This window comes from Streptomyces sp. NPDC092370, from assembly GCF_044755265.1.
GTDB lineage: Bacteria > Actinomycetota > Actinomycetes > Streptomycetales > Streptomycetaceae > Streptomyces.
Genome location: NZ_JBIVQO010000006.1, coordinates 409593 through 433354, shown reverse-complemented (window position 1 = coordinate 433354; position 23762 = coordinate 409593). Strand labels below are relative to the sequence as shown.

The 23762-nt window shown below is 69.5% G+C and carries 20 protein-coding genes and 1 pseudogene; 10 read left to right on the top strand and 11 right to left on the bottom strand.

Features of this window, described 5'->3' with window-relative positions; genetic code table 11:
* Positions 1–115: 115 nt before the first annotated feature.
* Positions 116–868: a zinc ABC transporter ATP-binding protein AztA gene (aztA, locus tag ACIQHQ_RS21135; protein WP_402613426.1), complete on the bottom strand. Its 753-nt coding sequence runs from the start codon at positions 866–868 to the stop codon at positions 116–118.
* 16 nt (positions 869–884) lie between these two features.
* On the opposite strand from aztA, the gene aztB reads away from it, so the two are divergent.
* The 4 genes from aztB (at position 885) to aztD (ending at position 5242) form a co-directional block, all read left to right on the top strand.
* Positions 885–1742: a zinc ABC transporter permease AztB gene (gene aztB / locus ACIQHQ_RS21130; RefSeq protein WP_402613424.1), complete on the top strand. Its 858-nt coding sequence runs from the start codon at positions 885–887 to the stop codon at positions 1740–1742.
* Between the two features lie 15 nt (positions 1743–1757).
* Entirely contained in the window at positions 1758–2996 is a 1239-nt protein-coding gene (locus tag ACIQHQ_RS21125) for a hypothetical protein (RefSeq protein ID WP_402613423.1), read from the top strand.
* A complete protein-coding gene (gene aztC / locus ACIQHQ_RS21120; RefSeq protein WP_402613422.1) occupies positions 2993–3952 on the top strand; it encodes a zinc ABC transporter substrate-binding protein AztC in 960 nt (319 codons plus the stop codon). Before ACIQHQ_RS21125 ends, aztC begins: the two co-directional genes overlap by 4 nt.
* An 87-nt stretch (positions 3953–4039) precedes the next feature.
* Positions 4040–5242 carry a zinc metallochaperone AztD gene (gene aztD, locus ACIQHQ_RS21115; protein WP_402613421.1) on the top strand — a complete coding sequence of 401 codons (1203 nt, stop codon included), beginning with the start codon at positions 4040–4042 and terminating at the stop codon, positions 5240–5242.
* Between the two features lie 371 nt (positions 5243–5613).
* Here the strand turns inward: aztD and ACIQHQ_RS21110 are convergent, their stop codons facing one another.
* The 4 genes from ACIQHQ_RS21110 to ACIQHQ_RS21095 form a co-directional block, all read right to left on the bottom strand.
* Complete coding sequence (locus ACIQHQ_RS21110; protein WP_402613420.1) at positions 5614–6570, bottom strand: RICIN domain-containing protein; 957 nt, start codon at positions 6568–6570, stop codon at positions 5614–5616.
* A 403-nt stretch (positions 6571–6973) separates the two neighbouring features.
* Positions 6974–8368: an MFS transporter gene (locus ACIQHQ_RS21105; protein ID WP_402613419.1), complete on the bottom strand. Its 1395-nt coding sequence runs from the start codon at positions 8366–8368 to the stop codon at positions 6974–6976.
* A 544-nt stretch (positions 8369–8912) separates the two neighbouring features.
* Positions 8913–10364 (bottom strand): flavin-containing monooxygenase, encoded by a 1452-nt coding sequence (locus ACIQHQ_RS21100; protein WP_402613418.1) that lies wholly within the window; start codon positions 10362–10364, stop codon positions 8913–8915.
* 418 nt (positions 10365–10782) lie between these two features.
* Positions 10783–11268 (bottom strand): transposase family protein, encoded by a 486-nt coding sequence (locus ACIQHQ_RS21095; RefSeq protein ID WP_402613492.1) that lies wholly within the window; start codon positions 11266–11268, stop codon positions 10783–10785.
* A gap of 587 nt (positions 11269–11855) precedes the next feature.
* Here ACIQHQ_RS21095 and ACIQHQ_RS21090 point away from each other — a divergent pair.
* Both ACIQHQ_RS21090 and ACIQHQ_RS21085 read left to right on the top strand, forming a co-directional pair.
* Entirely contained in the window at positions 11856–11993 is a 138-nt protein-coding gene (locus ACIQHQ_RS21090; protein ID WP_402613417.1) for a hypothetical protein, read from the top strand.
* Positions 11994–12321: 328 nt separating this feature from the next.
* Entirely contained in the window at positions 12322–13257 is a 936-nt protein-coding gene (locus tag ACIQHQ_RS21085) for a D-alanyl-D-alanine carboxypeptidase family protein (protein WP_402613416.1), read from the top strand.
* Between the two features lie 459 nt (positions 13258–13716).
* Here the strand turns inward: ACIQHQ_RS21085 and ACIQHQ_RS21080 are convergent, their stop codons facing one another.
* Complete coding sequence (locus tag ACIQHQ_RS21080) at positions 13717–14877, bottom strand: substrate-binding domain-containing protein (RefSeq protein WP_402613415.1); 1161 nt, start codon at positions 14875–14877, stop codon at positions 13717–13719.
* Positions 14878–15404: 527 nt separating this feature from the next.
* Here ACIQHQ_RS21080 and ACIQHQ_RS21075 point away from each other — a divergent pair.
* From ACIQHQ_RS21075 to ACIQHQ_RS21060, 4 genes are read left to right on the top strand one after another with little or no spacing between them, the layout of a single operon-like run.
* Positions 15405–17915 (top strand): ATP-binding protein, encoded by a 2511-nt coding sequence (locus ACIQHQ_RS21075; RefSeq protein ID WP_402613414.1) that lies wholly within the window; start codon positions 15405–15407, stop codon positions 17913–17915.
* Entirely contained in the window at positions 17896–18372 is a 477-nt protein-coding gene (locus ACIQHQ_RS21070; RefSeq protein WP_031143128.1) for a roadblock/LC7 domain-containing protein, read from the top strand. The genes ACIQHQ_RS21075 and ACIQHQ_RS21070 overlap by 20 nt, the downstream gene beginning before the upstream one ends.
* A 54-nt stretch (positions 18373–18426) precedes the next feature.
* Positions 18427–18870 (top strand): DUF742 domain-containing protein, encoded by a 444-nt coding sequence (locus ACIQHQ_RS21065; RefSeq protein ID WP_402613413.1) that lies wholly within the window; start codon positions 18427–18429, stop codon positions 18868–18870.
* On the top strand, positions 18818–19432 hold the full coding sequence (locus tag ACIQHQ_RS21060; protein WP_184980574.1) for an ATP/GTP-binding protein: 615 nt from the start codon (positions 18818–18820) through the stop codon (positions 19430–19432). Before ACIQHQ_RS21065 ends, ACIQHQ_RS21060 begins: the two co-directional genes overlap by 53 nt.
* Before the next feature lie 596 nt (positions 19433–20028).
* On the opposite strand, the gene ACIQHQ_RS21055 is transcribed toward ACIQHQ_RS21060, so the two are convergent.
* From ACIQHQ_RS21055 to ACIQHQ_RS21035, 5 genes and pseudogenes are all read right to left on the bottom strand, one after another.
* Positions 20029–20217: an acyl-CoA carboxylase subunit epsilon gene (locus ACIQHQ_RS21055; RefSeq protein WP_402613412.1), complete on the bottom strand. Its 189-nt coding sequence runs from the start codon at positions 20215–20217 to the stop codon at positions 20029–20031.
* 34 nt (positions 20218–20251) lie between these two features.
* Positions 20252–21796, bottom strand: coding sequence for an acyl-CoA carboxylase subunit beta (locus ACIQHQ_RS21050; RefSeq protein WP_402613411.1), 1545 nt, complete (start codon positions 21794–21796; stop codon positions 20252–20254).
* A 25-nt stretch (positions 21797–21821) separates the two neighbouring features.
* Positions 21822–22253: a hypothetical protein gene (locus ACIQHQ_RS21045; protein WP_402613410.1), complete on the bottom strand. Its 432-nt coding sequence runs from the start codon at positions 22251–22253 to the stop codon at positions 21822–21824.
* A 109-nt stretch (positions 22254–22362) separates the two neighbouring features.
* Complete coding sequence (locus tag ACIQHQ_RS21040) at positions 22363–23160, bottom strand: BTAD domain-containing putative transcriptional regulator (protein ID WP_402613409.1); 798 nt, start codon at positions 23158–23160, stop codon at positions 22363–22365.
* 441 nt (positions 23161–23601) lie between these two features.
* Positions 23602–23698: pseudogene (locus ACIQHQ_RS21035) on the bottom strand.
* Positions 23699–23762: the final 64 nt, after the last annotated feature.

Here is a 23762-nt window from a genome sequence, read left to right as displayed (position 1 = left end):
GCGCGGAGAAGGGGCAGTTCGCATGTCTCACGCGCGCCTGAGGGCTGATGTCCTCGGGGGTGTCGGGTGGGCTCTGTGCACGGGTGCCCGCACCACGACCCCCCGGCCCCGAGAATCAACCGGGGACGGCCGGTTGCCAGATGCCGGCGAGCGTCGAGGGGGTGAGGAGGTGCTCGGGACTCCCTTGATCCACCAGGCGGCCCTCCCGCAACAGGAGGCAGGCGTCGGCCGAGCGGGCGGCGTCCAGGTCGTGGGTGGCGTGGACGACGGTGACGCCGTCGGTGGCCAGCTCCGTCAGCAGTGTCGCTATGCGTTCCCTGGCCTCGGGGTCGAGGCCCGTGGTCGGCTCGTCCAGCAGGAGCAGGTCCGACTCCTGGGCGAGGCCCTGGGCGATCAGGGCGCGCTGTCTCTGTCCGCCCGACAGTTCTCCGAGTTGGCGCGAGGCCAGGTCGGTGATGCCCAGGCGTTCCATGACGGAGTCCACCGCGGCCCGGTCCTGGCGGGTGAGTCGGCGCCAAGGGCCGCGCTCGCCCCAGCGCCCCATCTCCACGGTCTGCCGGACCGTCAGCGGCAGTGCGTCGCCGACCGCGCCGCGCTGGGGAACGAAGGCCGGTGCCCGAGTCCCGGCGTGGTGCAGAACGCCCGCTGTGGGCTTGATCACACCGGCCAGCACGCCGAGCAGGGTGGATTTTCCGCTGCCGTTCGGCCCGACGAGCGCGGTGGTCGCCAACGCCGGTATGTCGGCCTGAAGTTGGTGCAGGACTGGATGGCCCGCGTAGCCGGCTGACACCTCCGTGAGCCGGATGCGAAAGGCGGCATCTTCGGTGACGGGGGGCGAGGGGCGGGATGTTTTGAACATGATTTTCATTGTAGTGTGCTCGTTCATGGAGTGGTTGACAGGCCCTTTCGAGGTCACCTTCGTGCAACGGGCCTTGTGGGGCGGAGTTCTGGTATCGGCGATCTGCGCCCTGGCGGGGACCTGGGTGGTGCTGAGGGGGATGGCCTTCCTCGGTGACGCCATGTCGCACGGACTGCTGCCCGGCGTCGCGATCGCCGCGCTCCTGGGAGCGAACCTGCTGGTGGGGGCGGTGCTGAGCGCGGTTGTCATGACGGCCGGGGTCACCGCCCTCGGCCGCAGGCCGCGGCTGTCCCAGGACACCGGTATCGGCCTGCTCTTCGTGGGCATGCTGTCGCTCGGCGTCATCATCGTGTCGCGGTCGCAGTCCTTCGCGGTGGATCTGACCGGGTTCCTCTTCGGGGACGTCCTCGCCGTCCGCGAACAGGATCTGGTGCTGCTGGGCGGGGCCCTGCTGCTGGCGCTGGCCGTCTCGGTCCTCGGCCACCGGGCCTTCCTGGCCCTGGCGTTCGATCCGCGCAAGGCTCAGACGCTCGGTCTGCGTCCGCGCCTGACGCATGCCGTGCTGCTGGGGCTGCTGGCGCTGGCCATCGTCGCCTCCTTCCACATCGTGGGCACGCTCCTGGTCCTGGGACTGCTCATCGCTCCGCCGGCGGCCGCGCTGCCATGGGCGCGCAGCGTCCGGGGTGTGATGGTGCTCGCGGCCCTGCTCGGCATGACCGCCACCTTCGGCGGCCTGCTGCTCTCCTGGCACCTGAGCACCGCGGCCGGCGCCACCGTCTCGGCCTTGGCGGTGTGCCTGTTCTTCCTCTCCCACCTGGCGTCCGGCAGCCGCCACCGCCGCGGCGCGCGCGTGTCCGGCATCCGTCCGGCGACAACCAACTGAGAAAGACCTGAGGCGATGTCCTTGTCCGTCGGAAGAAACGTCACTGCATGGGCGCCGGCCGCGCTGCTGGCCCTGGGGCTGCTCACCGCGGGCTGCGCGGGGCAGGACCGGAACGCGACTGCCCCGAAGGCGCATTCCTCGCCTTCCGCCACCCCGCACGGCTACGTCGAAGGAGCAAAGGAGGCAGCCGAGCAGCAGTCCCGGCTGCTGCTCAACGACCCGGACACCGGTGACACCCGGGTGCTCGACCTGATCACCGGGAAGAAGCACGACATCTCCCGGACCACGGGCGCCTCGGGCCTCACCACGGACGGCCGGTTCGGCTACCTCCACACCGGCGGCGGCACGCGTGTCCTGGACGGCGGTGCCTGGACGGTGGACCACGGTGACCACGTGCACTACTACCGCGCCGCGATACGCGACGTCGGCCGCATACCCGCGGGCGCCGGCGCGCACGTCCGCAGCGACGCGGCCGTGACCGCCGTGACCGGCCAGGACGGCCGGGCCACGGTCTACCGCCGGGCCGAACTGGAGCAGGGGAAGATCGGAACTCCCCGCTCGCTGCCCGGGACGCACGCGGGCGCGGTGGTGCCGTTCGAGGAGCACCTGCTGACCCTCACCGACGACGGGGAAGTCGCGGTGTACGACCGCGAGGGCGGACGGTCCGCGTCTGTGAAGGCCACGTGCGAGAAACCGAAGGGAGACGCCGTCACCCGTCGCGGAGTCGTCTTCGGATGCGCCGACGGCGCCCTGCTGATCCGTGCGGACGACGGGAGCTTCACGGCCGAGAAGATCCCCTACGGAGTGGCCGTACCCGCGAAGCAGCGCGCCTCGGCCTTCCACCACAGGGCCGGAAGCGACACGCTCACGGCGTCGGCCGGGGACCGGGCCGTGTGGGTGCTGGACGTCACCGAGCGCACCTGGACCCGTGTGAAGACCGGCCCCGTCGTCGCCGTCAACACCGCGGGCGAGGGCTCGCCCCTCCTCGTCCTCCAGGACGACGGGGCCCTGCACGGCTACGACATCACCACCGGCAGGCAGGTGTCCGAGACGAAGCGGCTGCTGACCGGCCTGCCCGGAAGCCTCGCCGACAGCGCCACGCCCCCCGCCATCGAGGTCGACCGCAGCCGGGCCTACCTCAACGACCCCGCGGGCAGGCGCGTGTACGAAATCGACTACAACGACAACCTGCGCGTCGCCCGCATCCTCGACGTCGGCATGAAGCCGGCCCTGATGGCGGAGACCGGGCGATGACGACACCGAAGCACCACGTCCTGCGACTGCGCCGTCTGCCGGCGGCCCTGCTCACCCTCGCTCTCGTGGGCTCGGCCACCGCCTGCGCGAGCAGCGACGACCGGCCCCGGGTCGTGGTGACGACCAACATCCTCGGCGACATCACCCAGCAGATCGTCCGTGACGAGGCCGACGTCACCGTCCTGATGAAGCCGAACGCCGACCCCCACTCCTTCGGCCTGTCGGCCGTGCAGGCCGCCGAACTGGAGCGCGCCGACCTCGTGGTCTTCAACGGGCTGGGCCTGGAGGAGAACGTACTGCGGCACGTGGACGCCGCCCGCGATGCCGGGGTCGCCACCCTCGAGGTCGGCAAGGCGGTGGATCCGCTCACCTTCCAGGCGCACGCCGAGGGCGGCCCCGAAGAAGAGGCAGGGCGACCCGACCCGCACTTCTGGACCGACCCCGACCGCGTACGCAAGGCCGTCGGCCTGATCGCCGACCAGGTCGTCGAGAACGTGGACGGAGTGGACCCGAAGGCCGTCCGGGCCAACGCCGCCCGCTACGACGGGCAACTCACCGGCCTCACCGCCTGGATGGAGAAGTCGTTCCACCGCGTACCCGAACAGCGACGCGCGCTGGTGACCAACCACCACGTCTTCGGCTACCTCGCCGAACGCTTCCGCTTCCGGGTGATCGGCGCGGTCATCCCCAGCGGCACCACGCTGGCGTCGCCCAGCTCCTCCGACCTGCGCTCGCTCACCGAAGCCATGCGCGAGGCCGGCGTGCGGACGGTGTTCGCCGACTCCTCACAGCCCAAGAGGCTCGCCGAGGTCCTGCGCACGGAACTGGGCGGCCGGGTGCGCGTCATCGCGCTGCACTCCGAGTCACTGACCGGCAAGGGCGAGGGCGCCGCCACCTACCTGCAGATGATGCGCGCCAACACCACCGCCATGACCGACGGCCTGACCGACGACTGAAACCCGCGCCGCCGCGTCGCCACCGCACGTTCCCACACCCCCACCCCGTCACCCACGCCGCATCCGTGCGGCGGGAAGGAGCACACAGTGAAGAAGCCGGCACGCACCAGAGCCGTCACCGCAACAGCCCTCGCCCTCGCGGTCTCCGCGGTACTGACCGCCTGCGGAGGAGGCGACGCCGACTCCGCCGACACGAAGGCGGCGAACGACTCGCCGAGCCCCGGGCCCGTCGCGGTGAAGGACCCGCTGGTCGCCACGTTCGACGGTGGACTGTACGTCCTGGACGGTGAGAGCCTGAAGCCGGCCAGGACGATCGAACTGGCCGGATTCAACCGCGTCAACCCGGCCGGCGACGCCTCCCACGTCATCGTGTCCACCGACTCCGGGTTCCGCGTCTTCAACGCCGCCGAGCAGACCTTCACCGGCGTCGAGTACAAGGGCGCCAAGCCCGGGCACGTCGTCCGGCACGCCGGGAGGACGGTGCTGTTCACCGACGGCACCGGGGAGGTCAACGTCTTCGACCCCGAGAGCCTCTCGGGCGACAAGAAGCCGCGGGGCCGCACCTACACCTCCGCCGAGCCGCACCACGGCGTCGCCATCGAACTGGGCAACGGCGAACTCCTCACCACCCTCGGCACCGAGGAGCAGCGCACCGGCGCCCTCGTCCTGGACGAGAACAACAAGGAGATCAAGCGCAACGAGAACTGCCCCGGCGTCCACGGCGAGGCCGCGGCCAAGGACGAGGCGGTCGCCGTCGGCTGCGAGGACGGCGTCCTGCTCTACAAGGACGGCACGTTCACCAAGGTCGACGCCCCCGACGACTACGGCCGCATCGGCAACCAGGCCGGCAGCGAAGCGTCCCCCGTCCTCCTGGGCGACTACAAGACCGACCCCGACGCCGAACTCGAGCGGCCGACCCGCATCTCGCTCATCGACACCAGGACCGCGAAGCTGCGCCTGGTCGACCTGGGCACCAGCTACTCCTTCCGCTCACTCGGCCGCGGCCCCCACGGCGAGGCACTCGTCCTCGGCACGAACGGCACCCTCCACGTCATCGACCCGGAAACGGGCAAGGTGGAGAAGAAGATCCCCGTCGTCGGCGAGTGGCAGGAGCCGCTCGACTGGCAGCAGCCCCGGCCCACCCTCTTCGTGCGCGACCACACCGCGTACGTCTCCGAACCGGGCAAGCGCAAGCTGCACGCCGTCGACATCGAATCGGGCGAGAAGCTCACGTCGGTGACGCTCCCGAAGAGCACGAACGAACTGTCGGGTGTCATCACCGGCCACTGACCCCCGCGGGACACCGGACAGGGCCGGTACTGCCTGACCGGTCGTCATACGGGGGGCGAGCTCCCAAGAGGAACCTCTGGACTTGCTCAAGGGGAGATTGAGGTCACCAGGGCGGGGGGCATCGTCCGGACACCCGGTGCGCCTGGCCCGGTGAGAGGGGGAAGTGATCGTGACTGCTGTGATCGTGGTGGCCGTTGCCATGCTGGGGATCACCGTGCTGTGTACCTGGCTCGTTCGTCGTGCCTGGCGGCGTGCCTGGAGCGATCTGGGCCGGCAGACGTCCGGGTATGGCCGGGGGGCCGGGCGGGGGGCATGGCCGACGAGCAGCCGTACGGGGGCGGCATCAGGGAATGGAGGCGCCGGCCCTTCGTTCAGCTCTTCGTCCTGGTACGCCGCGGGTGACGCCTGCGACGGCTCGCCGTCCGGCACTTCCTGCGGCGGTTCCTCCGCCTGCTCCGGCGGCAGCTCGTCGTCCTGTGGCAGTTCGTCGTCCTGCGGTAGTTCGTCGTCCTGTGGCAGTTCGTCGTCCTGCTGACCGCCGGGGCGTTGCAGGGGACGTCAGCAACGGTTCGGTGTGAGCCCTGAAACACTTGGGGGCTGCGCGGACGTCGTGGTGAGGTTGAGTGGAATGACCCGTTGACGAGGCTGACCACGCCACCGCCGTGGTCGACCACGCGCCACTGCTGGCCGGTGGCACCGGTGTCGGCCTGCTGGACGACGTCCGCGCCGGTCGCGGTGCCCGTGGGCCGGAGGAACAGGCCGCTGTGCAGCGCCTTGACGCGGACGTGGCCGTTACCGGCGTCGACGAACTCGAACTGCTGGTTGGGGCGACTGTTGGTGGTCCGCTGGACGAACCCTGCGCCGGCGGTGGTGGAGGCCGCGTTGATCTCGGCGGCCTTGCCGCTGTGCTGGGCCACCAGGCTATAGGGGCCGGGACCGCTGGGCGATTCGCGCAGCTGAGCCTCCCACCTGGTGTCGGACCCGGACGCGTCAGCCGGGAGGCGGTCCCGGGCGGCGGTGTCGCCGTACATGGTCCAGCGGGCCCAGTCGACGACGGTCCTCGGGAAGCGCTGGTCGCTCCAGAAGCTGGTGTGGCTGCCGCCGACGAAGGTGAGGAACGCTTTGGGCCAGGTGATCTCCGAGTACGCCTGCCGGGCCGAGGAGTACTGCGTGGTGGAGTCCCGGTCGCCGTGGACGAACAGGACCTTGGCCGAGACCGAGCTGGACGGGTTGCCCATGTCCACGCAGGACTGGGGGTTGGCGGAGACGATCCGGCTGTCGGGCCAGGAGGTCAGCAGACCGTGCGTGACATGCCGCCCAGGGAGCACGGCCCACTCCGCGTCGTCTTGTCCGAGGGATACCGCCGAACACGTTCCGGGTGATCGGCCGCGTTCCCGAACCGGTGAGCGACACGATCACACGTCGGTGCAGCCGAGTTGGACTCCACGGGCGAGCAGATACGACTGCGGCAACAGAGTCTCCCGGATCTCGGTTGGCTCCGCACTCCCGAGTTACCAAGAGGCCCTGTTCTCATGCCCACGGCCGACTGCGATCACCCGATCGAGACTCCCGTTCGACGCGCACCCCTCAAGATCGGAACGACCACAGCGTCTGCAGAGCCCGGCCCGCGCTCTGGGGGTCCAGCTCGCGCTGCGCCGGCACCGGTTGTCGGCACCGCGACGGCAGTGACCCCCGTACGCGAGGACGGACGGGGGGTGGAACCCGCTCGGCTCAGATCGCCCTGGCGTCCTCGGCCCCGGCCGCCGTCCGCCCGGCGCCGGCGTCGCCGGCGGGAGGGGTGAGGTCGGTCAGGTCCCGGTGGCGGGTCTCCTTCGCCGCCGCCACCGCGACGACCGTGAGGACGGCGGCGGCGATGACGTACAGGGAGATCGGCGTGGAGCTGCCGTAGTCGGACAGCAGAGCGGTGGCGATCAGCGGCGCGGGCGCCCCCGCCGCGACCGAGGCGAACTGGGCGCCGATGGACGCACCGGAGTAGCGCATTCGCGTCGCGAACATCTCGGAGAAGAACGCGGCCTGGGGCGCGTACATCGCGCCGTGCAGCACCAGGCCCACCGTGACGGCGAGGATCAGGCTGCCGAAGTCGCCGGTGTCGATCAGTGAGAAGAAGGGGAACATCCACAGCCCGACGCCGACCGCACCTATCAGATACACGGGACGGCGGCCGACGCGGTCGGAGAGCGCGCCCCATGCCGGGATGACCGCGAAGTGCACGGCCGAGGCGATCAGCACGGCGTTGAGGGCCGTCTGCTTGGAGACGCCGGCCGAGGTGGTGGCATAGACGAGGATGAACGCGGTGATCACGTAGTAGCTGATGTTCTCCGCCATGCGCGCCCCCATCGCGACCAGGACGTCCCGCCAGTGGTGCCGCAGTACGGCGACGAGCGGCAGCTTCTCCGCCTCCGCGTTCGGCACCGCCTTACGGGCCTCCGCCTGCGCCAGAGCCTGTTTGAAGACGGGCGATTCATCGACAGACAGACGAATCCACAGACCGACGACGACCAGCACACCGGAGAGCAGGAACGGGATCCGCCAGCCCCAACTGCCGAACGCGGCGTCCGACAGCACGGCGGTCAGCAACGACAGCACCCCGGTGGCGAGCAACTGCCCCGCCGGGGCGCCGGTCTGCGGCCACGACGCCCAGAAACCCCGCCGCCGAGCATCGCCGTGCTCCGACACGAGCAGGACGGCACCGCCCCATTCGCCGCCCAGCGCGAACCCCTGCACCAGCCGGAGCACGGTGAGCAGGACCGGCGCGGCCGTTCCGATCGTGGCGTGCGTCGGCAGCAGTCCGATCGCGAAGGTCGCCCCGCCCATCAGCAGCAGGCTCAGCACCAGCAGTTTCTTCCGCCCGAGCCGGTCACCGTAGTGCCCGAACACCAGCGCGCCCAGCGGCCGGGCCGCGAATCCGACGGCGTACGTCAGAAACGACAGCAGTGTGCCGACGAGCGGGTCGGAGTCCGGGAAGAACAGCTTGTTGAACACGAGCGCGGCGGCGGCGCCGTAGAGGAAGAAGTCGTACCACTCGATGGTGGTGCCGATGAGGCTGGCGGTGACGATGCGCTTCAGGCTGGCGGGGGGTGGGGGAGCGGTCGCGGGGGAGGACATCGGCACCACTTCCTGCTGTTCGGCGGGGACGTTTGTGTGTCGCCATACCGTAGGAACTTGCAGGTGAGAGGCGTATGTGGTGGGGCACCATAGTTCTGCGTTCGGAGGTGCGTGTGACCACCATGACCGCGTCGCCGACGCCCCTACGAGCCCCAATCGAGCCCGCGAGAGCGCTGTCCGAGTTGCTCTGTTCGGGCATGATGTGGAGGTGGGGTGCTGACTCCCGTGCTGACTTGGTGCTGACTACGCTGCGTTGAACTCGGTCATCTGGGGCCGATCGGGTAGCAGCCGTTGCTTGGTCCTGCACGAAGCTGAGGCATGGGAGCGTGGGGATCAGGTCTGAGGTGAACGGAATGGTGGGCCTGTGCATGGTGCGGCGCCCGCGAGCGAACATCGTCTGCGGCGGTTGCGTGGTACGACACCCCGGCCGCGCATGCCGGAGCCGGCGATACTTCTGGTGCCGTGACCGTCAGGTGCTTGCCGTGAGTGTGTTTGTGGATGGGGGACGGATTCGGTGAACCGGCCGAGAGCCTGGGAAGCCGATTCATTTCGCCGAACTCGATCGAGTCAGGCCCGCGTAGCGGTGTGCCACTCCGCCGGGAAGCAGGTATTCGGCCAGCAGGTTGCCGGCGCGGCGGGATGGCAACCCCATGTCGTGCAGGAGTTCGTCCGCGCAGTGGATGTCGTAGGGGCCGAAGTCGTAGCCGCCGGAGCCTGGCAGTACCTGCTCCTGCCAGGCCAGGCAAGCGTCGATGGCCTCCCGCATCCCCTGCTCGTCCGGGGTGGTGCGCAGCGTCGCCCGGAAATGGCTGGTCAGCCAGTGGGCGGTGAGTTCCACGCCCAAGATGTTGTTGAAGACCTGCCGGAAACCGACGAACCCGAGCCGGTCGGCGCCGGGTGGCACGATGCCTCGGTAGAGCCGCAGCCGCCCGTCGTCATCGTGCACGCGCACGCTCGAGTCCAGGAACGGGAAGACTTTGTGGTGCCCTGTGGCGAACACGATGACGTCTGCCGCCACTTCCTCGCCGGTCGCCAGTCGGAGCCCCTTGTCGGTATACGCCTCGACGGCACTGACCTTGGGGGCGATCAGGCCGCGGCGGACGGCCCGCGCGTAGCCGCGCGGCATCACTCCCGCGTGGGCCAGATGGAAGGGGAGCGCGTGAGCGGGCCGCAGCTGCCTCGGAAGCCGGTACAGCCCGGTGGAAAGCAGCACGTCGCGGGTGATGAGCCACCACAGAGCCCGCTTGACCCGCTCGTCGATGCGGTCGATCGGACGGACGCAGGCCGGATCGTGGTAGCGGGGCAGGAGCGCCTCACCGAGCCGGGTGAACAGGATCCACTTGTAGTTGACCAGACCGAGCAGGAACCGCTCGGGGATCATCCAGTTCACCTTGCGCTGCACGATCGTGGCCGAGGCCGCCTCGTGTGCGGCGCGGGTGATCAAGTCCAATGCGGACTTGCCGCCGCCCACGACGACCACGCGCCGGTCGGCGAATGTCCCGGCCCGCACCTCGTTGGAGTGCAGCACGGTCCCGCGGAACGACTCACGCCCGGGCAGCTCGGGCAGTTGGGCATGATGATGAGCCCCACTGGCGACAACGACATAGTCGAAAGTCTCGCGATGAACGTCCGCCGCCTTGTCCCCGGTGGGCCGGGAGTCGACCGACCAGCCGGAGGCGCCCACCCGCCCAGGCCCCTCCACCGGCCGGATGGAGATCACCTCGGTACCGGGCCGGACGCGGTCCAGCACACCGAAAGTCTCCGCGTACTTCTCCAGGTAGCGTTGCGTGTCCACCGCGCTGGCGAAGTGCAAGCGGTTGGGCAGGTCCGCGAACTCGAAGATGCGGAGCGCGGACTGGTTGGCCAGCCCGTCGTAGCAGCCCTCTGCTGACCAGATCCCGCCGACCTGCTGGTACTTGTCGAAGACCGTGACGTCGAAGCCGTTCTCCAGCAGCACCTTGGCGGTGACGATTCCCCCGGGGCCGGCCCCGACCACACACGCTCTCATCAGCTGTCACTCGCCCTGGGCGATCGCCGTGTCCAGCTCGTTCATCATCCCGATTGCGTAGCTTCCTGCCCAGGGCGCGCCCTCCGGTACCTGAGGCGTCAGAAGCTGAACGAGCACGGCCACACCCCAGGACACGATGTACGCGGTCAACGCCCACAGACGGGGACGACCGCGCGCATCACAGTGCGTCAGAAACCGGGAACGCCGTATCCATTTGTCGCTGCGGCAGTCGACGACGCGGAGACCTCGACCCCTGCGCCGCTTTGCCACCCAATCCAGCCCATGCAGGTCAGCGCCGTCCGTCCGACTGACTTCGCTGTCAACAGACAACGAACTGCTGTCCGCTGTCATCCCATCGAGGCGTTCGACAGCGAACCCAGCCTCTCCGGCTTCCTTGCCAGCGAACCTAACGACCTCGTGCACGGTTGGCCGTGGCTCGTGGAGGGGTCTGGTCCTGGCGGCTTTCACGCTCCCAGGCCGCGGGACAGAGTGGGTCTGCTGGTGTGAGAGCAGTCCCGGCGACGGCTTGGACGATGTCGCTCATGTGCTCGCGGCGGCCGAGGTGGCGGGCAAGAGCCCTCCAGTTCTTCAGGTGCGCGATGCCGTGCTCGACAGGGATGCGCCGCGAGGGGAGCGCCTTGCGCTGCTGCTCGTGCCTCTCCTCGTACCAGGCGGGAGCGTTCTTCTTGAATGTGTGATGTGGCGGTGTCACCACCCGTCCGCAGGTCTGCGCACCCATCCCCTGATAGCCGGCATCCGCAAGGATCTCCCTGAACGGACTGTCCACCAGTAGCTCGACCAGGCCGAGCTGTCGGGGCCTGGGTGATGTCCGCGCAACTGCCCGGCCGGGCCGGGCTGCAGACACGCGCCCCTCGGCGTCCGTGAGGACCATGGACTTCACGGCGTTCTGCTTTGGTCTTGCCGGAGACGAACTTGTCCCGGTCCTTGCGGCCTGCGGCCGGGCGTCGCACGCGGATCTCCGTGCCGTCAATGACCCCGGTCTGAGCCTCGGCGCCCAGGTGCTCTATGACCTCGGCGAGAGTACCCAGGCGGATGCCCGGTGTGACCGTGCAACCCCGCTGCGCGAGCAGGGGCCGCACCTCGCCGATGGCGCGGGTGATGGTGGAGCGGTCCACGCCGAACCAGCAGACCAGCACGTCATGCGTGGTGCCATGACGCAGACTCACCAGGGTGGCCGGCAGCCGGTCGACGAAGACGAACTTGTGCTTCGCCCCGGCTCCTACAGCCCGCCGCCGCAGCCGAGCCGTCAACCGAGCCTCATGCTGCTCGTGCCACAACGGCCCCACATCAGTGACGAGTTCAGCGATCACATCCGGCGACAGCCCGGTGACCCGGTACTCCGCCACGATCAATCACGCTCCCCAGTCCCCATCATGCGCAGTTCAACGAGCCACCTGAGCGCCGAGCCACGGACAACCGTGCACGAGGTCGTCAGGGAGATTTCCTTCTGTGGCTCCGATGGTGACCGACATATCCTCCGACCGTCTGAACGCGCTGATCAAGCACCCGTTTCACCGTGAGAGCGGCGAGCGGCTGGTCGGCTTCCACGAGAACCTGCGCCAGTGTCGCGGTGTCGAGGGCCTTCTGACGTTTTAGCGGTCACTCCTGCGCTCCGGGCCGCGCGTACTGCATGGCGGTCGACTTCGGTCGACGCCCGCGCGCGCCGCTCCGCCGTCGGCATGCGGTCCACGTTCAACCGTGCGGCGACGCCGACCGCCTCGTCGGGGGGCGCGCGCTCAGCACACTGATCCGGGACGCGTCCACCTGTGTCCGGGTGGCCTCTGCCGCAGCGGCGGCTCGCATCCCCCTGAATTACTTCCGCTCGCAGTACAACCCTCGGTGTCCCCCGTGAGTCTCCCTGGAGCCTCCCCCCGCTTCATTTCGCACATGTCATCTGGCATTTGGCATACTCGGAGCGTTCATAGTGATAACCGGCATCAAGGGCGTACGTATCCGCAGAGCCGCAGCTGTCGCCGGCGCCGGCGCGCTGCTCGCGGGCGGCGTCCTGACCGCGCCCGCGCAGGCGGCGACCGCGCCCTCGGTCAGCGCCAAGGGCGCGTTCATGCTCAACAGCGCGACGGGCTCCACGCTCTACAGCAAGTACGCCGACACCAAGCGGCCCATGGCGAGCACCACCAAGATCATGACGGCTCGTGTCGTACTGAGCACCCCCGACCTGAACCTCGACCGGAAGGTCACCATCAAGCAGGCTTACCGGGACTACGTCACTGCCAAGGGCGCGAGCACCGCGGATCTCAAGACCGGCGACAAGGTCACCATCCGCCAGTTGCTCCATGCGATGCTGCTGCCGTCCGGCTGCGACGCCGCGATGGCTCTCGCGGACACCTTCGGCACCGGTACGACCGTCTCGGCGCGGACCAAGTCGTTCATCAGCAAGATGAACGCCAAGGCGGACACCCTCGGCCTGACCAACACGCACTTCGACTCGTTCGACGGCAACTCGACGCAGAACACGAACTACACGACGCCGCGCGACCTCGCCAAGCTCGCGCGCAGCGCGATGAAGTACTCGACGTTCGCGGGCATCGTGAAGAAGCCGAAGACCGTGCAGTACGCGACGACCAGCACCGGCGGCACCCGCACGTACACCTGGTACAACACCAACCAGCTGCTGGGCTCGTACAGCGGCGCGATCGGGGTGAAGACGGGCACCAACACGCCGTCCGGCCCCTGCCTCGTCTTCGCCGCGACCCGCAACGAGAAGACGGTCATCGGCGTGCTCCTCAACGACCAGTACCGCTATACAGACGCCGCCAAGTTGCTGGACTACGCCTTCGGCACCAGCTCGGCGAGCACCATGCAGCTGCGCACCCTGCCGAAGGGCGCGCAGAGGGACTGACCTGGGCTGACGCGCACCCGAACGAACGCTGGTGTGTACGGGCGCGGGCAGGAGCACCCGCGGTAGCTCGTTGGGCTCACACTCCAGGCCGCAGGTTCACACCTGTCCCCGCCGCCACCACACTGGCGCCCTCGAGATGGCCCGTACCACGACGTGCTGGTCACGTCCTCGTCCTGAGCGACTTTGGCGCTGAAGGGTGCGTCACCCGGGTTCTGGCGCGGGAATGGCCCGGGTCCTGGTTTCGGAGACGAGACCCGGACCATGCCCGGGCGCCCGGGAACCTTCATCCAGCGGGTGAGGTCGCCGGCAGGTCGCGCCGGCGTGCGACTGGAAGGCGTGCTCGTACGAAACGGCGCCGCGCGTAGCGTTCCTTCACGTCCTGGCCCAGTGCCCGGCAGTGCAAACCGCCGCCGGGCCCACGGTGAACGGGTCCACCCGGGTCGCCGGTCTGCTACTTGTCTACTTCTCCCAGATCCTGCGGTAGGACTCGCGGTAGCCCTCCGAGTCCCAGGACAGAGCGCCGCCGCTGGTGGCGGCGGTGGTGACGTGGACGGGGGCGACGTATCCGCTGGCCGACTTGCCGGCGAAGGAACGGTTGAACTCGTCGATGATCTGCCACCCCTGTTCGGACAGCGGTTCTGGCACGGTGGCCGCCTGGAACTCCTTGCTGTTGATGCGCTGGAAGGCCGAGGGGTCGCCGTCACCGGCTCCGATGTTGAACGGGGCGCCGTCGCCCTGCCTGCCTGCGGCACGCAGGGCGGGGCCCGCGTGGTCGAAGTACAGGTCGTTGATGGCGGCGGAATGGGTCCACCTGTCGCCGAAGCGGGAGGCCAGGGAGGAGATCCGCTTGGTGGTGAGGCTGCCCGCCTGCGGGATGGGGATGTTCTCGTAGCTCAGCAGTTTGACGCCGGAGCAGGTGGCGAGTTCCTTCTTGATCAGATCTGACTTGCGCTTGGCGAAGGGGATCGAGGCGTCGGTGAAGAGGACTACGCCCGCGCGACCGTTGGACCGGGCGATGATCCAATCGGCGCTGATCTTCGCGACATCCTCGACCCTGGTGGTGATGTTGCTGAACAGCTTCGGGTTCTCGCTGGGGCCGGGAGTCGCGACGGCGTGCCAGCCGATCAGCGGGATGCCGTCCGCGTTCGCCTGCTCGACCTGTGCGGCGACGGAGGTGGGATCGAAGCCGCCGATGACGATGCCGTCGGGTTTGAGGGCCAGGGCCTCGGCGAAGGCGGCCTTGATTCCGGCGGGCGTGCCCTGGCCGTTGAGGGTGCGGACGCGCCAGTCGATGATGCCTGCGGCTTCCTGTACGCCCTTGGCGACGCCCGCCACGCCGGGGTTGGTCAGGGTCTGGGCGATGTAGACGATGGTCTTGTCGGGGACGGCCCGGGGCCCGCTGGTCGGCCCGGACCAGGGGGCGTTGACGTCCTCGGCCGTCTTGACGGCCTGCTTGGCCTCGGCGAGGGCGGTGGGGCAGCCGGATCTGGCCGAGCCGCTGGGAGAGGCGGCGACGGACCTGTCGGTGGGGGAACCGTTCTCGCAGCCGGTGGTGAGGGTGATGGTGGCCGAGGCCAGGAGAGCGGTGGCCGTGACGGCCGCCTTGCGGGTGGGGTGCACGGGGTCTCCAACACGGTGCGAAAGAGGGCAGGGCTGGGTGGGGAGGCGGAGCGTGGGGTCGGCGACGGTTCCCGCGCGTGGCCACTGTCGGGAGGATCAGGCCGGGGACGGGAGGAGATGCCCGCGAGGCCGGCGGGCGGCGATGCCCGGCGGTGGCTCGGGTGGCTCGGGGAGGCAGCGCGTGCCCGAGCCGAGGGGCGCGTTCGACTGGTCGGTCCGCGTCAACGTCCGCGCTGAGCACCGTGGATCGATCAGCGGTGTGCAGGAGGACCAGCGCCTCATCGGGCGAAGCATTGCACTCGGAAGATACTTCGCAAACATTCCGTCATTGATTCTTTATGACCCAAACTTTGTCATGTCATGGTAAAGACGATACTCTCGCCCAGCTGGTTCCAGACACCTGGCGCGATCTCTTCGTTCCTATCAGCGATGAAGGCCGCGAAAGTGTCACGTCCGGTGCCGGCCGGTGGGCGGTCCGTGAACACGACATCCCCGTCACCGCTCAGCAGCATTCGAAGGAGGCCCGGGTGTCCGCCATCACAGGCAACCCGCCGCACGCACCGGACACGCCCAGGCATGCCCGCCGGACTCCGCGGTTTCGCCGCAAGGCGGCGACCGTTCTCGACCGGTGGCCCTTCCGACGTAAGCTCAACGTACTGGTGATCGCGCCCATCGCGGTCGTCGGCGTACTGCTCGGCGTCGGCGCATACGGCCAGGTGCAGCAGGCCCGGGACGCCGACCGGATCGCGGATCTGGTGCGCGACAGTGAACAGGTCGCGCGGCTCATCAACGACGTACAGGCCGAGCACCGGCAGGCGCTCCTGCTCTCCGTGCAGTACGACTCGGCCCGCCCCGGAGCCCCACTGCCGCCGACCACCGACTACCGTCGGGCGCAGCGGAGCACCGACGCGCAGGTCGCCGCCGTGCGTTCGGCGTTCGCCTCCGGTCTGCCGCCTGAGGAGGCGCAGGCGTTCGACTACATCCGCGGCCTCGGTGTCCTGCGCGAGAAGCTCGAACGGGGCTATGTCCCCGCCGCCAACATCGACCCCGCGTACGCCTCCGCGGTCGAGTACCTGATCGACGGCATCGGCCTGGGAGGCTACTCCGGAACCTCGTCGTCCTCGGTCGTGGCACTCCTTGACACGGTGCTGCGCGCCGACGCGTCCCACGCGGCCTTCGAGAGTGCCGTGTTCTCCGCCCAGAGCAGGGACGCCAACGCCCTCACCGAGTACAGCCGGGCGGTCGGCGCTCGCAAGCTCTACGACCACCAGCTGGACCGGTTCGAGCGCATCGCCACACCGGCGCAGGTCCTGCGCATGGACGGCATGCGGCGCAGTGCCGAACAGTATGGTGTCGAAGCCCGGTTCGCGGAGCTCCAGATCGATCCCGGGGCCCTGCAGGGCCAGACGTCGACGCAGCTGCGCAAGGTGATCGCCGATGGGGCCCGGCAGTCCGAAGCCCGACTCGCCATCACCAGGTCGCTGATCGAGCAGACCGCCGCCCAGGCCGACGCCGTCTCCGCGGATGCCCTGCGGAACGCCGTCTACCTGCTTGGTCTGACCTTGCTCGGCTTCGCCGCCTGGCTGACCTTCTGTGTCCTGATCCGGCGTTCGGTCGTGCGCCCCTTGGAGGCCCTGACCCGCTCCGCCCAGGAGGTGGTCGACGTGGCGGGCGAGGAACTCGCCCGCGTTTCCGACGACGAGTCCGCCGACAGCACCCCCCTGCGACCGAGGTCGATCCCGGTCCCGGTCCGTGACGAGATCGGCGAACTGGCCGAGGCGTTCAACCAGGTTCAGGTCACCGCCGCCCGACTGCTGGAGCGGCAGGTGCTCAGCCGGCGCAACGTCGCCGAGATGTTCGGCAACGTCGGTCGGCGGGTAAGCAACCTGACGACACGTCAGCTCATGCTGATCGACGCCGTCGAACGCGAGGAAACCGACCCCGAACTGCTCGAACGGCTGTACAGCATCGACCACATCGCCGTACGCCTCCAGCGCAACGCCGACAGCCTGATGCTGCTCGCCGGAATCCGGGACACCGGCGTCGAGGCCCGGCCGACCCCCCTGGCAAACGTCATCAGGGCGTCGCTCGGCCAGATCGAGGGCTACCAGCGGGTGTCTCTGCGGCCCGAGACAGAGGTCACCGTCGCGCCCGACATCGTCGGTGACCTGACGCTGATGCTCGCCGAACTGCTGGAGAACGCGGTCGCGTTCTCGCCCTCCCAGACGCCCGTCGAGGTGGCCGTCCGCCCCGGGACCGACGTCACCGAGGACGGCGGGGCGCTGATCGAGGTCATCGACCACGGCCTCGGCATGAGCGCGGAGCGCCTCGCCGAGGAGAACGCCCGGCTCGTGCGCCGGGAACGGCTCGACCTCGTGCCGACCAGGGTGCTCGGCCTCTTCGCGGTCGGCAGTCTTGCCCGGCGGTGGGGTGTGCGCGTGTCGCTGAGCCGTACGCCGGGCGGCGGGGTCACCGCAACCGTCTGGATCCCCGCCTCGCTCCTGCTGACCATGAGTCCCGAGGACCCCGAGCAGCCCGTGGACACGGGCCCGATCGGAGCCGTAACGGCGTTCCCGGTGAGGACCGGGCAGGAGACCGCCGTGCCCGCGCCGTCGCACGTACCGGTCTCCGCCATCGGTGTTACCACGCGGTCGGCGGCCCCCTCGTCGCACGACGCGCTTCCCCGGCGCCTCCCGGCGCGCACCGGCGCGGGACCGACCACCGCGGAACGGACCGTCGAGGACGCCGGCGGGGAGCGGACGGCCGCATCGGGCGAACAGCGTGCCGCAGAGGACTCACGGCCGCTGCGGCGGCGGGTCCGGGGCGCGACACTCGCCATGACCTCTTCGCGGGCGGACCGGGGGGCGCCGACGGTGCGGCAGCCCGCCGACGCCGAGGCCGTCCGCTCGGAGCTCGACGAGTTCGAGGCAGCCGTACGCAGGGCAGAGCAGGACAGTGCTCACGCCCGGACGAAACCAGCACAATCGCACCACCAGCAATCCCAGAAGGAGTCCGGCAGTGACCACGTCGACAGCTGACAGCAATTCCGAGCGGCCGGAACCCACCGATCTGCGAGCCGCCGCGGCCGATTTCACCTGGCTGCTCGACCGGTTCGCCACGGAGACCGCCGGTGTGGTCGACGCCATCGCCGTGTCGTCCGACGGCCTGCTGATCGCCGTCTCCCAGCTGCGCGAACACGCCGACTCCGAGCGGCTCGCCGCGATCGTGTCCGGCCTGACGAGTCTTGCCGCGGGAGCCTCCGGCAACTATGGGCTCGGCAGCCTCAACAAGGTCATCATCGATCTGGAGGGCGGCCATGTGCTGGTGTCGGCCATCGGCTGCGGCGCCGTCCTGGGAGTGGTGACCTCCAAGGAGGCGAAGCTGGGCAACATCGCCTACGAGATGACCCTCTTCGCCAACCGGGCCGGGGCCGCGCTCACCCCCCAGCTGGTGCTGGAGCTGAAGAACAGTGTCGGCGCGGCCCCGGCCGGCTGACCGTCCCCCCCCCCGCCCGAGGCACGGGTACAGGCACTTCGGAAAGGGATCGTGATGGCCGTCGGCGGACCACCACGCGACGCAGCGGGGCCCACCGGGAGCTCGCCGGCCCCGGCCGCCGGCCGCGCCCCCGCGATCCGGCCGTTCCTGCTGACCGCAGGCCGGGTGTCGGGGGGCGGCGCGACGTTGCCGATCCCGGTCGAGACCCAAGTCGTGTCGACCTCGGCCGGGCTCTCCGTCCTGCACGCGCTCACCTTCGAACATCACGACATCATCGCGGCCTGCCGGCGGCCGCAGTCGGTGGCGGAACTGGCCGCCGGGCTGCGACTGCACCTCAACGTGGTCCGGGTGCTGGCCGAAGATTTGCGTGCCGCAGGGCATCTGGCGATCCACCGGCCGAACGCCGGGACCGCCCAGGATCTCTCCGTACTGCGAAGGGTTATCGATGGTCTTCGTGCCGTCCCCGACTCACGGGGGACACTCCGTGACACCAGTTGAACAGCCGCCGACGCCGGTCAAACTGGTCATCGCCGGAGGCTTCGGTGTCGGCAAGACCACGACCGTGGGCTCGATCTCCGAGATACGGCCGCTCACCACGGAGGCCGCGATCACCGAGGTCGCGGCAGGAGTGGACGATCTCACGCACACTCCAGGCAAGACCACCACCACGGTCGCTATGGACTTCGGCTGCATCACCATCGACCCGACGCTCAAGCTGTACCTGTTCGGCACCCCAGGCCAGGACCGGTTCGGCTTCATGTGGGACGACCTGGTGGAGGGCGCCCTCGGCGGTCTGGTGATCGTGGACACCCGCCGACTGGACGACTGCTACGCGGCGGTGGACTACTTCGAGCACAAGGACGTCCCTTTCGCGGTCGCCGTCAACGCCTTCGACGGGGAGGTCGAGCACGACCTCGACGAGGTGCGGTGGGCACTGGACATCGCCGAGCACGTTCCGCTGATCGTCTTCGACGCACGGAAGACGGGCTCGGTCCGCGATGCGCTGCTGGTCGTATTGGAAGTCGCCCTGGCCCGGGCCGAAGCCGCCGCGGCGCCCTGAACGTGAACGCGCCCGGTGGAGTTGTGGATGGCGACCACGCACGCCATGGCTATCACCATGACGGTGACCTACCGGTCCTGTGCGCCACGAACCCCGTGCTGGTTCCGTGCTGACTGCGAGGGCCGGAGTCATAGAAAACCGCAGGTCCTAGCTCGGACAGTGTCCGTGTCGCCTCAGCGTGCTGGTGCCTGAAGGGGGAGCCATCGCTTCTCTTCGGCGCGACTCGCATCGTCAGTGGTGTTCCACCCGCAAGAGTTCGCAAGGGCCCGGCCGGCCGGACCACGCTCGGCCGTCCTTGTGGAGTGAGACCAGGTCGGCCCGGCCGCCGCCGGACGGGTCGAGTCCGCCGACCACGTCGTCCTAGGAGGTGCCCCAGTCCTTGGGGACCAGCGACCGGGGCAAGAAGGTGCCGTCGCCGGTCCCGCTGAACCGCTGCGGCTCGTTCGAGGCGTCGATGGCCAGCAGGTCGTTCGTGCAGACGGCCGCCTCGTGGCCGCCCGGGCCTTTCCGGCGCGGAAGGACCCGGCAATCGCCGGGTCCTTCCTCCTTGGCATACCGCCTCTGTGCCGGAGGAGCCGGTTCAGGGGCGGGGCCGCTCAGAGCGTCTGCCAGCTGTGCGGGGCGTGGAAGGGGTGGGGGCGCCAGGACGTGGTGCCGGGGGAGGAGATCTCCGTGCCGGTGCCGGCTCGGGCACTGCGGCTGAGGAGCAGGACCGCCACGGCGGCGAGCTCCTCCTCCGTGGCCTCGCCCTTCTCGATGCGGATGGGGGCAGTGGGGGTGGGCATGGGTTTCCTCCGTCACTGAGGGGATGCCGTGCTGTCACTGCGGGGGGTTGCCGTGCTTGCGGGAGGGCAGGTCGGCGTGCTTGGTGCGGAGCATGTCCAGGGAGCGGATGAGCACCGAGCGGGTCTCGGCGGGGTCGATGACGTCGTCGACCAAGCCGCGTTCGGCCGCGTAGTAGGGGTGCATCAGCTCGGCCCTGTACTCCTTGACCATCTTCCGCCGCATCGCCTCGGGGTCCTCGGCCTCGGCGATCTGGCGGCGGAAGATGACGTTGGCGGCGCCCTCGGCGCCCATCACGGCGATCTCGTTGGTCGGCCAGGCGTAGGTGAGATCGGCGCCGATGGACTGGGAGTCCATGACGATGTAGGCGCCGCCGTAGGCCTTGCGCAGGATCAGTGAGATGCGGGGCACGGTGGCGTTGCAGTAGGCGTACAGCAACTTGGCGCCGTGGCGGATGATTCCGCCGTGCTCCTGGTCCACACCCGGCAGGAAGCCGGGGACGTCGAGCAAGGTGATCAGGGGGATGCTGAAGGCGTCGCACATCTGCACGAAGCGGGCGGCCTTCTCGGACGCCTCGATGTCCAGCACGCCGGCCAGCGCCCGGGGCTGGTTGGCGACGATGCCGACGACCCGGCCGTCCATCCGGGCCAGCGCGCAGATGATGTTGCGGGCCCAGCGCTCGTGGACCTCGAGGTACTCGCCGTCGTCGACGATCTCCTCGATGACCTCGGCCATGTCGTACGGCCGGTTGCCGTCCGCGGGGACCAGGTCGGCGAGGCTGTCGCAGCGGCGGTCGACGGGGTCGTCGCACGGGACCGGGGGCGGGTTCCCCCGGTTGTTCTGGGGGAGGAGGGAGAGGAGGTAGCGCACCTCGGCGATGCAGGTCTCCTCGTCGTTGTAGGCGAAGTGGCACACGCCGGAGGTCTCGGCGTGCACGTCGGCACCGCCCAGGCCGTTGTGAGTGATCTCCTCGCCGGTGACCGCCTTGACCACGTCCGGACCGGTGATGAACATCTGCGAGGTGTCCCGGACCATGAACACGAAGTCGGTGAGCGCGGGGGAGTAGGCGGCACCTCCGGCGCACGGGCCGAGCATCACGCTGATCTGCGGGATGACGCCGGACGCCCGGGTGTTGCGCAGGAAGATGCCGCCGTATCCCGCGAGGGCGGTGACGCCCTCCTGAATGCGCGCACCGGCGCCGTCGTTGAGGGAGACCAGGGGCGCCCCGGCCGAGAGCGCCATGTCCATGATCTTGTGGATCTTGGCGGCGTGGGCCTCGCCCAGCGCACCGCCGAAGATCCGGAAGTCGTGGGCGTAGACGAACACCGTCCGGCCCTCCACCGTGCCCCAGCCGGTGACGACGCCGTCGGTGTACGGCCGCCTGGCCTCCAGGCCGAAGCCGGTGGCCCGGTGTCGGCGCAGGGGTTCCACCTCGCGGAACGAGCCCTCGTCCAGCAGCAGCTCGATGCGCTCACGCGCCGTCAGCTTGCCCTTGGCGTGCTGCGCCGCCGTCGCTTTCTCGCCGGGGCCGCTCAGGACCTGTTGGCGTATCTCGGCCAGCTCCGCGACGTGGGACCTCATGTCTCCCCCTGAGTATGACGGGTCGTCAGTTGCCGAGGCGGCGCAGGCCGCTCATCTGAAGGAAGGCGAACGCCGCGACGACGGCTGCCTGGAGCGGGATCCACACCGTGCCGACCGTGTTCGGACCGAACCAGCCGAAGACGGCGGTGGCGATGCTCACGACCGCCCAGAGCAGGTTGGCCTCGATGATCAGCTTGGTGGGCGTGACCGGCGGCACGGGGCGGCTCGCCGCGATGGCGACGAGGACGCCGTAGACCGTGAGGAAGGCGCCGATGCCGCGCAGGAAGCCGGCGTCGAGGCCGAGCAGCTCACCGACCGGGCCGGCGGCGAGCAGGTAGATCAGGCCGTTGGCGCCGGTCACGGCGGCGTCGAGGGCGAGGAACATCCTCAACGGACGCGCGGCCGCAGGGGACCCGGCTGCCGTCCGCGCATGCGTCGTGGTCTGACTCGTGGTCATGGGATCTCCAAAGGGTAGGGGCCTGTTCCACTTCATTTCGGATGGTGCCAAGTGCCGCTGACCGGGCGCTGACGAGCCGCTTACGCGTCCGGCGGCCGTGCCCGGCGGCTCAGGTGAGCTGGAGGAGCAGGGGGTTGCGGACCTCGCCGGTGAGGGCCGGGTCGTGGGAGAGGATGGCGCTCTCCACGTGGCGCAGTGAGGGAGAGGGCTCGATGCCGAGCTCGTCGGCGAGGTGACGGCGCATCCGGCGGAAGACGTCGAGAGCATCGGCCTGGCGGCCCGAGCAGTACAGGGCGATCATCAGCTGCTCGCAGAAGCGTTCCCGGAGCGGGTGGCTGGTGTGCGTCTCGGTGAGCTCGGCGAGGATGGCGGCGTGCCGGCCGAGACGCAGTTCGGCTTCGAAGCGGAGCTCCATGGCCCGCATGCGGTACTCCTCGTAGCGAGCGCCGGCCAGTTGGCACAGGGCGCCGCCGGGGAATCCACCGAAGACCGGACCGCGCCACATGGCCAGGGCCTGGCGGAGCAGCCGGGCGGTCTTGTCGGGGTTGTCGCGTCCGGCGACCTCCGCTTGGCGGACCGTCTTGATGAACTCGGCCGCGTCCAGTTCGCCTTCGTTGACGGTGATGCGGTAGCCGGAGGGGTACATGATGACGCGCGAGGTGGTGCGGTCGGGTTCCAGGCTGCGGAGCTTGCGGCGCAGTCGGCTGATGTGCGCCTGGAGCGCGTTGGCATGGTTGTCCGGGGCGAGCTCGCCCCACATCTCCTCGATGAGGGCCTCGCCGGAGACGGGCTGGCCCTCACTGGCGAGGAGCGTCTGGAGGAGAGCCCGCTGGAGATCGCCGGAAATCTCTGCAGGGCCTGATGCGGTGTGGATCTGGAGCGCCCCGAGGAGCGAGAACCTCAGCATGGCGTTTCCCCCCTTTGACGATCGGTGAGGCCGAGGGCGGGTGTGGTCTCGTCACGGCGGTCCACGCCGTGGCTTGGGACCGCGGAGGCCCGCGCGCGGCGTTGTACCGGGGTGATGCACGCTCTGAGCTTCCACCCGCCCGTATCGTTCCACAGAATAATTCCTTTGAGAAGGTATTTTTTCTGGCGGGTTCGATGATCGCGCTCGTCAGCGCGCTGACCTGCGTCGTTGTCCTGTAGGACGCCACAAGCGGAATGACCCGATGGAGTGAAGAGCCCGGGCGCGCACGCCGCGCACCCCGGCGTGCCGCCGTCTTCGGGCGGTACGCCGGGGTGTGAGCCCGCCGGGCCGGGGGATTGCCGGCGGTCCGTACGGCATCGGTGTGACACGCGGCCGGTGGGGCGGGGCCGCGGAAGGGGGGTCCGATGCCGGGAATCGGTATGGCGGAGAGGGCAGGATTCGAACCTGCGTGGGCTGTTGTGGCCCGACCTTGAGGCGTGCTCGCTGGTCCCCGTTAAGCCGCTCCGGGCACCTCTCCTGGGTGGCGGCGTTGTGTGTGGTGCCGCCTTTGCGGAGAGGGCAGGATTCGAACCTGCGTGGGC